Annotated in this window: 9 protein-coding genes and 1 riboswitch; of the genes, 3 read left to right on the forward strand and 6 right to left on the reverse strand. The window is 47.4% G+C overall.

What is annotated here, in order from left to right; all coding sequences use genetic code 11:
• From B3W37_RS02020 to wsfD, 6 genes are all read right to left on the reverse strand, one after another.
• On the reverse strand, positions 1-528 hold a 528-nt coding region (locus tag B3W37_RS02020), incomplete at its 3' end, for an ArsB/NhaD family transporter (RefSeq protein ID WP_483174621.1).
• Positions 529-987: 459 nt separating this feature from the next.
• Positions 988-1,281 carry a ferredoxin family protein gene (locus B3W37_RS02025; RefSeq protein WP_483174622.1) on the reverse strand — a complete coding sequence of 98 codons (294 nt, stop codon included), beginning with the start codon at positions 1,279-1,281 and terminating at the stop codon, positions 988-990.
• Positions 1,278-2,573, reverse strand: a complete 1,296-nt coding sequence (locus B3W37_RS02030; RefSeq protein ID WP_483174623.1) for an FAD-dependent oxidoreductase — start codon at positions 2,571-2,573, stop codon at positions 1,278-1,280. The genes B3W37_RS02025 and B3W37_RS02030 overlap by 4 nt, the downstream gene beginning before the upstream one ends.
• 84 nt (positions 2,574-2,657) lie before the next feature.
• The gene (locus B3W37_RS02035) at positions 2,658-3,563 is read right to left on the reverse strand and encodes an electron transfer flavoprotein subunit alpha/FixB family protein (protein WP_483174624.1); all 906 of its coding nucleotides are present in this window, start codon (positions 3,561-3,563) and stop codon (positions 2,658-2,660) included.
• Positions 3,563-4,330 (reverse strand): electron transfer flavoprotein subunit beta/FixA family protein, encoded by a 768-nt coding sequence (locus B3W37_RS02040; RefSeq protein WP_483170559.1) that lies wholly within the window; start codon positions 4,328-4,330, stop codon positions 3,563-3,565. Before B3W37_RS02040 ends, B3W37_RS02035 begins: the two co-directional genes overlap by 1 nt.
• A 135-nt stretch (positions 4,331-4,465) precedes the next feature.
• Entirely contained in the window at positions 4,466-5,986 is a 1,521-nt protein-coding gene (wsfD, locus tag B3W37_RS02045) for a glycan biosynthesis hexose transferase WsfD (RefSeq protein ID WP_483174625.1), read from the reverse strand.
• Between the two features lie 230 nt (positions 5,987-6,216).
• On the opposite strand from wsfD, the gene B3W37_RS02050 reads away from it, so the two are divergent.
• From B3W37_RS02050 to fdnG, 3 genes are all read left to right on the forward strand, one after another.
• On the forward strand, positions 6,217-6,645 hold the full coding sequence (locus tag B3W37_RS02050; RefSeq protein WP_483170561.1) for a GtrA family protein: 429 nt from the start codon (positions 6,217-6,219) through the stop codon (positions 6,643-6,645).
• On the forward strand, positions 6,645-7,583 hold the full coding sequence (locus tag B3W37_RS02055) for a glycosyltransferase family 2 protein (protein ID WP_483174627.1): 939 nt from the start codon (positions 6,645-6,647) through the stop codon (positions 7,581-7,583). The genes B3W37_RS02050 and B3W37_RS02055 overlap by 1 nt, the downstream gene beginning before the upstream one ends.
• Before the next feature lie 831 nt (positions 7,584-8,414).
• A riboswitch (molybdenum cofactor riboswitch) is annotated at positions 8,415-8,533 on the forward strand.
• A 323-nt stretch (positions 8,534-8,856) separates the two neighbouring features.
• A partial coding sequence (fdnG, locus tag B3W37_RS02060) for a formate dehydrogenase-N subunit alpha (RefSeq protein WP_483174628.1) occupies positions 8,857-12,032 on the forward strand: 3,176 nt, incomplete at its 3' end.

The raw sequence follows: 12,032 nt of genomic DNA on the forward strand, positions 1-12,032 counted from the left end.
ATTCATTATGAAATCGTTGAATCCCAGGCCCGTTGCAGAACCGATTAAGATATTAGGAGGATCTCCGATCAGGGTGGCGGTTCCTCCAATATTAGAACCTATCACCTCACAGAGCAAAAAAGGCATAGCGTTTAACTTCAGCCTGTTTACGATGGCAAAAGTGACCGGCACGATTAACAGTATGGTGGTAACATTATCCAGCCATGCCGATAAAAAGGCGGTGATGCAGGTTAAAAGCACCAGGATCATGACTGGATCACCTTTGGCTGTCCTGGCGGCAAGTATGGCCAGATACTCAAATACGCCGCTGCGACGGGTGATATTCACTATTATCATCATCCCTACCAATAAGCCAATGGTATTCCAATCGATGCTTGCAAAGGCCTCTTCCTGGGTAAGGACTCCCAATAGAACTATGATAACTGCCCCGGCCAGGCCGGTAACCGCCCGAGGCATTTTTTCCGATATTATTAGGGCATAGGCTGCCAGAAATACTGCCACTGCAATTGTTGCATGAAGATTATACATGCCGCCTTTGACCTCATTTCCTAAAATGCATCTTTATCTTTAATTGCTTTATTTTTTATAATTCTATAGCCGACCCTTAAGCGGCTAAGCTTCTCCCACAGTTGTAAGCAGTATGCGATTTCCAGGCTGCGGGCAAATATTCTTACAGTTATCAATACCAGCCATTGAATTGTACTTGTTGTGCATCGTGTAATCCAATTACTTTTGTTCATAACCCGAAGCGTATAGGATGATTCAGATTCCCTTGTTAACGGATAATAACAGCCGTGTTGGTCTCATTCATACCCACTAATTTGGCCCCTCCGGCAGCAGAGGGGCCTGATCATTTTACATTAACCCGGCTCTAGGCCTATATCATACCGGGTATCTGCAAACCGGCAGTATACTGCCCGCCATATAAACCAAGAGCCATAATATCATCACGGGTGTTTAAGACTTCCCTGCAATATCAAGACAAAACTAGCCCTGTCGATAAATCACCCCAAAGGTTCCACGGGGATAAATCCATTTGACAATGCCTTTGTCCTTGCACATCACTCTGCAGGTGCCGCATTCCAGGCAGCCCGCATAGTCAAAGCTCATCTCCCCGTTCTTGTTCAGTTTGTAGAGAACCGCCGGGCATACATAAAGGCAGGGTTTCTCACTGCATTGGGCACAGATGGTTTTGTCTATTACGATATGGGCTTCTTCTTCATCTACATTGAATTTGTTTTTGCTCAGGAGTTCTGCTGCTGAAAGGCGCTCTATGCTCATAGTGATTTAACCCCCTTTATGCCCAATTGTATCAATTGCCATAGTGATAAGCCGTTGGCTTTCATAGCTCCCATCACGGTATTCTTCATGCTCTGCGGCACCTCTCCGCTGACCTTGAACAGGCTATTGAACACATCATTGGCCAGGTTGGGCACTTTGTCATATATCCAGGGAGTCTCCAGAATTTCAAAGTATCCGTCCGCCGCTTTCATGGTAGGCATGAGTTTCAGGTGGTTCAGCTCTTGCATGTAATATGACCCGGCTGCCGCCACATTATCACCGGCAGTTATGACAGCCCGGGCTGCGGCTATTCCGCTCACTATAGCCAGGTCGATCCCCCGGATGGAATATCCGGTGTTGATTACAAAACCGGCGGCGTCTCCTATCATCAGGAATCCTTCCCGGTATAGCTTTTTGTGAATGCCTCTATATCCTGCCTCACTCACCAGATGGGCCGAGTATTCTATAGTCTCTCCCCCGGCGATCAATGGGGCGATAGCCGGGTGCATCTTGATATCCTGAAATATCTCATGCACCGATTTCTTATGCTGTGCTGCTTCTTCAGGGGTAAAAACACAGCCCAGTGATATGCTTTGCTGATTGGTATAGAGGAACCCCCCGCCGTGTATGCCCTCGGTGCAGCCTAAGAGCATGCGGGCTGCGCCTTCGCCGGCCTGGAGGTTAAAGCGCTCTTCGATGGTTTTTTCCGGCAGCTCGATTACCTCTTTCACCCCTACTCCCACAGTTTTGGCGGGTATATCCCGAATCAATCCGGCCTGCTGTGCCATGAAGGAATTGACCCCATCGGCTGCTATGACTATATCGGCATACATCTCATCTTCCCCGGCTATGACCCCCACGATTTTGCCTTCCTGTTCGATGAGCTGGTCGACCTTGATTCCGCAGGCCACTATAGCTCCCGTCTCTTCAGCTTTAGCCGCCAACCACTCATCAAAAACAGCCCGCAGCACGGTGAAAGACATGGGGGGCTTAGCTTCAGGATTGAAGCCCGGTTGGTGGAAGTCGATGGTAATAGCCCGTTCTCCGCTGAGCATCATGATCTGCTCATGGGTTACTCTTCTTTCCAGGGCCGCTTCTTCATACAGGCCCTCATCCAGCATCTCCAGGGCGTAGGTATACAGGCGGCCGCCGGTCACGTTTTTGCATCCCGGGGTATCCCCGCGTTCTATTACCAGTACATTTCTGCCCGCTTTGGCCAGAGTATAGGCACAGGCGCTCCCGGCCGGTCCGGCCCCGACTATTATGGCATCAAATTTATCCTCACTGCTCAAAAACTTACCCCTCCCTCAAACAAAGATTCGGTTTGCCTTTTATCAGCCTGAAAACAAACCGGCAGTAAGCCCTTTTTAAAAGCGTTATTTCTTCAGTGCTTCGGTCAGCAGTGGAACTACTTCATACAGGTCTCCTACAATGCCGTAATCCGCAGCCTTAAATATGGGAGCCTTCTCATTGATGTCGATAGCAACGATTAGCTGTGCGTCGCGAATCCCATAGACATGCTGAATCTGTCCGGATACACCCATGGACATATACAGCCTGGGCTTTATAACCGCTCCGGATATGCCGATATAGCTCTCTACCGGCAGCCAGTGCCTTTCTTCGGCTATGCTCCTGGTACAGCCGAGCTCTGCTCCGACGGCTTCGGCCAGATCCCGGGCTATCTGAAGATCTTCGGCTTTATCCAAGGCCATGCCCACACAAACTACTTTATCAGCCTTGCCGAGGTCTACCCCCACTTTAACAACAGGTGCCGTTTCCACCACGGTTACCCGGGTGTCGGCTTCAAGTTCCAGGGTTTGTATGGCGGCTTCACCTTTAACCGTCTCAAATTTTCCGGCTGAAACGGTAACAACACTCAGGCCAGATAAAACTTCATTTTGTTGTACCGCACCTCCGTACATCATCCTTACACATTGTAAGTTCTGGCCGCTATACTCGATGGAGGATACGTCACTGACCATCGCGCAATCCAGATACCCGGCTACCCTGGCGGCCAAATCTCTTCCCCGGGGGGTGGCGCCAACCGCGAAAAATTCTGCATTCGCCTTTGTCAACAAATCAGCGATGGCTTTGGAGTAATTTTCTATCAGCTCACTCTTGCCGTCGATAACATAGATCTTATCGGCTCCGGAATTTTGCAGGGCCTGGGCATCTTTTTCGCTCAGGGTCAACAGAATGGCTTCTTTTCCTGCCGCTCTGGCAAATCCAATGATTTCTTGGGCAATATCGGTTTTGTCGCTGTATATGTAAACGCCTGCCATTAAAGCACACCTTCCTTTCTGAGCGCAGTTGCCAGTGCATTGACTTTGTCGGCAGTCTGGCCTTCATTGAAGATGATGTTCTTGCGGTTCATAATATAGCCCTTAAATTCTGTTACAGAGGTTTTAGGCGCCAGATCGATGCCCAGGTCTTGCGTTTTCAATTCGGTAACCGGTTTTTTGCCGGCCGCCAGAACCGCCTTAAGACCGGGTATGGGTGCGGGGTTGATTTCCGGCAGCACCGCTATTACAGCAGGGAGCTCCACCTTTACTGTCTGCAGGCAGTCATCCAGTATACGGACGGCAGTCAAGGTGTTTCCGCTGATCTCAATTTTACCTGCCGAGGTAACTACCGGCAGGTCTAACAGTGCGCCAATGCGGGGTGCGGTCTGCCTGGCGTAGGTGTCGCTGGCTCCTTCCGCACAGATGATAAGGCTCACATCCGGCATTCTTTTTATGGCAGCCGCCAAGGCTCTGGCAGTGCCGGCGCCATCGGCCTGACCGGCTTGCTGGTCGTTTATATACCAGGCTTCGTCGAGTCCCCTGGATAGCGCATCTTTGAGCGACGGTTTCGCCTCTGCAGTGCCGAAGGTAAGTCCTATTGCCTTGCCATTCAGTGAAGCGGCGGCCTGAACTGCTGCTTCAATGGCATTTTTGTCATAGTCGCTGATTTTTCCCTTGGCTTTGCTCAAATCAACCGTCAAATCAGTATTAATTCTAATATCCGCTTCATCAACTACCCATTTGTAACAGGCGATAACTTGGGACATAATAACACCTCCTCTTGGTTCTGTTCACCATCTCCTGTATACTCTGTGCGGAAATGGCCGATCATCTATAAATATTTAATTGCTGTCACTATACCATATTTCTAGTAAATATCGGAAGAATAGGTTTGCCCCCGATTAAAAGGCGCCCCCTTTCACACTGCGATGGAGTGCGGTCTTGGGGGAACGGCAGAAATCTATCAATAGGCTCAGTGTCAAGCAAGATAAAACCACCAGAACTATGTCAAAGGTAAAATTAAACAAGAACAGCTGCTTGGCGGTATCAGCCTGTCCGTTCCCTACCAGCGGCATAGGAAATTGCAGCAGGCCAATCAGCATCACCGCCCAGAAAAGCCGCAAACCTGACTCAACTTCTTTTACTCCCCGCCTCTTTATATACATCAGTACGGAAACGCCTGTTGCCAAACCGTAAGAAAATATCAAAAACCAGAGACTCCTGGGCAGATATTTCTCCCTTAAGGATGACCAAGCGGTGAATCTGTCAAATTCGCTCACCGGTTTCTCAATGTCCGCCCTTTGATATTTGCCCAGCACAGTTGAAGTAGTAAAGGCATGATCCGCAGTGTATTGCATTCCTGCCGCCAGCCTTTGCGGATGGGTAATATAAAACCGGACCAGATCAGCATTGCTGATTTTATTATAGAATTCTTCCCTGGTTATATCACTGAGGGGAACATATCTGACATATTCCCGCTCTTCCAAAAAAGCGTGTTTTCCCGCGTCTGCTGCCATGTCGGGACTTAATCCCAGATCAAGCAGGTCTTGAGCGGGGTTGGGGGAATCCTTTAATATTCCGTAAAACAACGAATTATAACGGGTATACTCACTCATCTGCTTATTGGTATAAGCATATCCCAGCGAATATGCGACCAGAATAAGGGAAAAAATTCCGAACAGCCATACTTGACGCGGTTTCAACAACCCCCGGTTTTCTCTCCACAGATTTATGAGCATGAGTATAATAACCGGCAGGGCTGATATAACCTGCAATTTGGAGCCCAGAAACAGAAAGGCCGCCGCGAATATAGGCACCATGGTGAGGAATATGGTATTTGCCGATTTTACTATATAGCGGTGATAAATATAGTAAAGCCATGCCGCGATATACAACGCCAGTGTGGTTATCATCATGGGCTCCCCGTACAAACTGTTGAACCACACCAGGTAATTGCCGTCCAAAAACACAAAAAAGGCTATCAATACGAATAACGTTAATTTCAACCGGTTTTTCACATTAAGGTGCTTGAATATTACATAAAAGGCGCACGAGTACATGATTACATAGGCAGCAGCCAAATATGCGGTTTTAAAAGTATCCTTTCCCAATAACAGGCATATTGAGTTTATCAAAGTGATCAGATAAGCCATGCTGGTGGCGCTTAGGCGCTTAAGCAGGTTGGGGGCGCTGACCGCAGAGATTCTGTATTCGGTTACCGGGTAGTCCAGGAACCTGACAAAACCGGGGTCATTAATCTGCTCCGGTTTGAGTTCCAGGCCGGAAACATTCATGACCCTGTCAAAATCGCCCTGATCGGCTACCCCGGGCTGAGGGCTTTGGCAAAGCACGTAGGCTATGATCAATAAACCCACCAGCCCCAATACGACCCATAAATACTTCAACAAATTATATCTTCTCATCTCAACCTTCTTCTATTTCTAAAAAACCTTATGCAAATCTAAACCAAGCAATTTTTCCGGGCGCTGCCCGTCACAGGTCAGATAAAGGGCAAAACCGGCATACAAGTTCAAACAAATACTATGCATAGTTTATCCATTTGTGGGAAAAATACACTAGTAGTCTACAGAATTGCTCAGACACAGATTGGATTGATTCAAATTGAGTTTTAACCGAGAAGGTTTGTGGATATATGCAGGTTGAGGCCAAATATCAGAAATATAAGATTCTGGTTTTATATCTGGGGTACGGCGGCCTTACCACACTGATCAATATATTGGCCTATTCCGGCCTGGCCAAACTGGCGGGTTTACCTTACCTGAAGGCCAACCTCATAGCCTGGATCTTGTCGGTATTATTCGCTTATGCCACCAATCATCTCTTTGTTTTTGAGAGCAAAGCCCGGGGGTTGTTTCCCATTTTGGGACAATGTCTGGCCTTTTTTGGCTGCCGCCTGTTCTCCGGTCTGCTGGACATGACAATAATGTATGTGATGATCGATGTGCTTCACTCCAATGATTTATTGACCAAAATAATTTCCAATATAATAGTGGTCATATCCAATTACCTGTTTAGCAAGCACATAGTATTTCAAGATAAAGGTCAAGGAGAAGTGCTGTAATGAAAACAATCTCGATAGTAGTGCCCTGTTATAATGAACAGGAGGTTTTGCCATATTTCTATGCCGAGGTGTCAAAACTGGCTGCGGATATGGCGTTTGTGGCATTTGAATTCGTTTTTGTCGATGACGGTTCACAGGACTGCACCCTGCCCGTAATTAAAGATTTACAGCGCCGGGATCAGCGGGTTAAATATCTGTCTTTTTCTCGTAATTTCGGAAAAGAATCGGCCATCTATGCGGGTCTTAAAAACGCCCGGGGTGATTATGTGGCTATCATGGATGCTGACCTGCAGGATCCGCCCATGCTGATCAAGGATATGTACCTTATCATAAAGCATGAAGGCTATGACTGTGTTGCCACCAGAAGAACCACCCGCAAAGGCGAGCCGCCGGTGAGGTCGTTTTTCGCCAGGCAATTCTACCGCATAATCAATACTATCTCCAATATTGAATTGGTGGATGGAGCCCGGGATTTCAGGCTGATGAGCCGCCAAATGGTGGATTCCATTCTGCAGATCTGTGAATATAACCGTTTTTCCAAAGGTATTTTCGCCTGGGTAGGTTTTAAAACCAAGTGGATGGAATATGACAATCAGGAAAGAGCTGCCGGCCAGACTAAATGGTCGTTTTGGAAGCTCTATTCTTATTCACTGGATGGGATCATGGCCTTTTCCACCACTCCGTTGGCGTTGTCTTCGGTGATAGGATTGGTTTTTTTCTTGGTATCTTTTGTAATGATTGTAGCCATGGCCGTTAAATACCTATTATGGGGCGGTTCTATATACGGGTGGCCCTTTATGGTCTGTATTCTGCTGTTTATTACCGGGATTCAGCTGTTTTGCACCGGCATAGTCGGCCAATATGTTTCCAGAACCTATTTGGAAACCAAGCGCAGGCCCATTTACATCGTCAAGGAATACAGTGACGAATGCCACTGAAGCCAAGAATCAATTGGTATTAATAAGAAATTTACGGGTTAGCCGGCAAATCTTAACCGTAGTTAACGAGTAATATGTTACATCCCCGTTTATCAATATTAAGCGGGGATTTATTTTCGCTCACTATCAGTTTACTTAAATATAGCGAACCAGCTCTAACCGCCTTTTATCATTGGCTGATTCGTGCCATTTTTTCCGCATATGCATTTAGATGATTAAAATTTATGTTGAGGCATTACCAGCCCTTGCAACGTTGCGTATCCTCCTCATGTATGATTCAGTGGGGATTACGCTTGCCTGCCGTCAAGGGCGAAACGCCCCTCCCCTCCATCTCGGGAGGGTTTGTTGTTGTTAGCATATATAATGTTTGGTTATATATAATATTATTAGAAGGAATATAAATTTATATGCAGAACTATAATAGTTGGTGCAATGAATTCATTTTTCCGCTTATAAACAAAATGCTTTTATTAAGCTGAAATGTTTTCATTATTCCAGCCGCTAAGATAACGGTATTAAAGGAGGTGAGAAAGTGCTTTCAAGTGCAGGGTTTATGTCAACCACAAAGCGTTTAATGTGACATGCTTCATATGAACCGGTGGTTCGTTTTGTTTCAAACTACAGTGCCAAAAATGGAGAATTAAACCAATGGGAGCCTTTCTCAACCTATCCGCTATGCCGGTATGACTGCTTTCCATTCTAATACCAGCTACTGGCCCGGTTGAAGGTGATGAATCCATATAGCCTTTCAGGAATTTGCTCTCCTATGTTCACTGTTGAAACAGTACTGCTTTAACCCTGTATACTCGCATAATAGTCAAAATTTAATATGTCTTACGCTGACTCCAGAGCTGATTCCCCTAAAGCGACAGCCATTGGGGATTTAGCCGCGGTAAATCTGGAAACGGTTTTATCTCCCTTGCTTGGAAAAGAGTCATCTACCGGAACAGTTTTCTCAGTCTCCAAGATCTGATTATGAAGGTTATGAGTCCTGAGGCAAACTGCTACTTCATTCTTGGCTTTTCAGGCAAGGAGGAAGCCGCACCAAACTGCGGCTTTATGGTCAGTGTACATCCTGTGACCAGCCTCCTGATTAAAGTTAGGAGGTTTTCGTTTTAGGGCGGACACCTTAAAAAGTTTGGTCAGGACCGCATAGCAAGATTCGCAGGCTTAATAATTTTAGTGACAAGCTAGTCCAAATGTAATCTAGAATCTCACAATGGCAGTAATCATCATTCCTTTGCATCGCAATGATTTGAATGGGGGGAAGAGAATGAACGGCAAAATAACCCGCCGTCAGTTTATAAAAAGAGGCGGAGCTACGGTTGCAGCTGCAAGTTTAGGGTCGGCTTTGGGTTTTAATCTCATTGTTTCTGCAGCGGTAATCAAAGAACTGCGCACAAAAAATGTTAGTCCGGTACCAACTGTTTGTCCTTATTGCGGTTCTGGATGCGGTCTGGTAGTTTATGCGGAAAAAAAGGATGATAAATTTGTTAAGTTATTGAGCGTGGTTGGAGACCCTGATAATCCGGTTAATGAAGGATGCGCCTGTCCCAAAGGTTCAGCCATGTTTAATCTGAGAGAAATATATGAACCTGAAACCGGAAAGCAGATCATCAATCCCAGGAGGGTAGCAAAGCCTTTATACAGGGCTCCTGGATCAGAGAAATGGGAAGAAAAAGAGTGGGATTGGATTTTGGATGAAATCGCCCAGCGGATCAAGCAGACCCGCGATGAGAGTTTCATTCACAAAGAGACATTGTCTGATGGAAGTGAAGTAATCGTTAACCGGACCGAAAAAATAGCCTCAATTGGAGGATCAGCCCTGGACAATGAGGAATGCTATCTACTATCCAAGATGATGCGCTCGCTGGGTGTAGTTTACCTGGAAACTCAGGCCCGGCTCTGCCATTCACCATCTGTGGGCGGCCTGGCTCCTTCCTTCGGACGAGGAGTGATGACCAACTCCATGATTGACATGAAAAATACCAACTGTGCTTTAATCATGGGCAGCAACTTGGCCGAAAACCATCCCATCGGTATGAAATGGCTGAACAAGGGGCGTTTTGATCCTAAACGCCAGACCAAAATAATCAGTGTAGATCCCCGTTTCACACGAACTGCCGCAGTGGCCGATCTTTATTGTCCTATGCGTTCTGGCACCGATATCGCCTTCCTGGGCGGCATGATCAAGTATATTCTGGACAACGAGCTCTATCACCATGATTATGTGGTCAATTATACCAATGCAGCTTTCCTTGTCAGAGATGATTATGAGTTTAAAGACGGTTTCTTTTCCGGTTGGAACGAAACTAAGCAAAGTTACGATGTTAGCAGCTGGGATTATCAATACGATGAAAACAACAATATCTTGAAGGATGAAACCCTGCAGCACCCGCGTAGCGTTTTCCAACTCATGAAGCAACACTATTCTCGTTATGACATCGATACGGTATGCAAAATAACCGGATCTCCCCAAAGCAAGTACCGGGAGGTCTTGAAAATGTTTTGCGCAACTTCTGCTCCGGATAAGACGGGCTGCATATGCTATGCCATGGGAATTACCCAGCATACGGTGGGTAGTGAAAACATCCGGGCTTTTGCCATTGTACAGTTATTGTTGGGAAATATCGGACGCCCCGGTGGAGGAATCAATGCCTTGCGCGGTGAAAACAACGTTCAAGGCGCCACCGACATGGCTTTGCTGTATCACATTCTGCCCGGCTATATCGATTCACCCACTGACAGCGCTGATTATAAAGATCTCATTTCTTATATCCGCAAGACCACCCCGGGTGCAGGCAATCTGCAATTCAGCAATTTGAAAGAATTCCGGGCTTTGGCAGCGTCTGGCATCAAACATTCCGGCTGGCGAATACACACTTCCAAGTGGATTGTCAGTCTGCTCAAGGCCTGGTATGGGGATGCCGCTACCGAAGACAACGATTTTGCATATCACTATATACCCAAACGTCAGGATACCAAAAATTATTCGCACATCGGCTTATTCGAAGCCATGCACAGAGGCGAAATCGATGGCCTGTTCGTAAACGGCTCCAATCCGGTAGTGGGCGGCCCCAATGCCAATAAGGAGCAGGAAGCTCTCACTAAACTTAAATGGTTTGTCTGCATCGATCTGTGGCTACACGAAACCGCCGAATTCTGGAGCCACAAAGCCTGGGAAAGACCGGTAGAGAATGAAAAGGTAAAGCAGCTCACTCCACAAGACATTCAGACTGAAGCTTTCTTCCTGCCAGCCGCAGCTGTCTATGAAAAAGAAGGCACAGCTGCTTCCACCAGCCGGATGGTTCAGTTCCGCTGGAAGGGTGCTGACCCGGTCGGTGAATCCAAAGCCGACCTGTGGATTTATAATGAGCTGGTCAAACGAGTTCAAAAGCTCTATGAAGGCAGTACCCGTTCTGAAGACGAACCCATCACCAAATTAACCTGGGATTATGATGGTCAACATGGCGAAGAAGAACCCGATATTATGAAAGTGGCCAATGAATTGTGCGGCTTCCAGGTAGCCAGCGGCAAGCCTGTTGAGGGTTTTGCCCTGTTGAAAGATGACGGTTCCACCACCTGCGGGTGCTGGGTATACTGCGGAGCCACCACCTGGAAAGATGGCAAGATGTTTTATAAAGCACAGTCACGTAAGAAAGAAGATCCCGGTAATTTGGGCCTGTTTCCCGAGTGGGGCTGGGCCTGGCCGATGAACCGCCGTATTGTTTACAACCGCTGCTCGGTGCAGCCTGATGGCATTAACCCCTGGCCCGGCGATGATGACCGCAGGTTGGTTTGGTGGGATGCCGGCGCCGATGCCGGCGGTTCCTGGACCGGCCTGGACGTACCAGACATTAGCAAGACTACCGGACCTGACAAGCCGGCTTTTAATGATCCATTTATCATGCGTCCTGAAGGCAAAGGCTGCATCTTCGCCGCCAAAACCTCGATGAAAGACGGTCCTTTCCCTGAGCATTACGAGCCCTGGGAAAGCCCTGTAGCTCCTATTCTGAACAAAACCAGGGTAAACCCGGCTGCCAAAGTATGGGAGCCTGACAATCAAGGCAACGCTGGTCAGTATCCTATTATAGCCACTACTTTCCGCCTGGTGGAACACTGGCAGACCGGCGCTTTGACTCGCAACCTGCCCTGGCTGGCCGAGTTGATGCCCAATATGTTTATGGAGATGAGTGAGGAGCTGGCCCGGGATAAAGGGATCAAGAACGGTTCCAAGGTTATTGTCTCTACCACCCGGGGGGACATCGAGGCTCTGGCTTGTGTGACCAAACGCTTAAAGCCCTTTAAAGTAGGCGGCAAAGAAGTTCATGAGATAGCGCTTTCCTGGCAGTATGGCTTTAAAGGCTATGCCACTGGTGATCCAGCCAACCGCTTAACACCCCACATCGGCGACGCCAACACCATATGTCCGGAATATAAAGCATTTCT

It is taken from the genome of Syntrophomonas sp. UBA5494 (genome assembly GCF_002426325.1).

Bases quoted from the DNA above. Each gene is read 5' to 3' on its own strand.
- B3W37_RS02025 (WP_483174622.1), bottom strand. From the start codon at position 1,281: ATGAGCATAGAGCGCCTTTCAGCAGCAGAACTCCTGAGCAAAAACAAA.
- B3W37_RS02035 (WP_483174624.1), bottom strand. From the start codon at position 3,563: ATGGCAGGCGTTTACATATACAGCGACAAAACCGATATTGCCCAAGAA.
- B3W37_RS02040 (WP_483170559.1), bottom strand. From the start codon at position 4,330: ATGTCCCAAGTTATCGCCTGTTACAAATGGGTAGTTGATGAAGCGGAT.
- wsfD (WP_483174625.1), bottom strand. From the start codon at position 5,986: ATGAGAAGATATAATTTGTTGAAGTATTTATGGGTCGTATTGGGGCTG.
- B3W37_RS02050 (WP_483170561.1), top strand. From the start codon at position 6,217: ATGCAGGTTGAGGCCAAATATCAGAAATATAAGATTCTGGTTTTATAT.
- B3W37_RS02055 (WP_483174627.1), top strand. From the start codon at position 6,645: ATGAAAACAATCTCGATAGTAGTGCCCTGTTATAATGAACAGGAGGTT.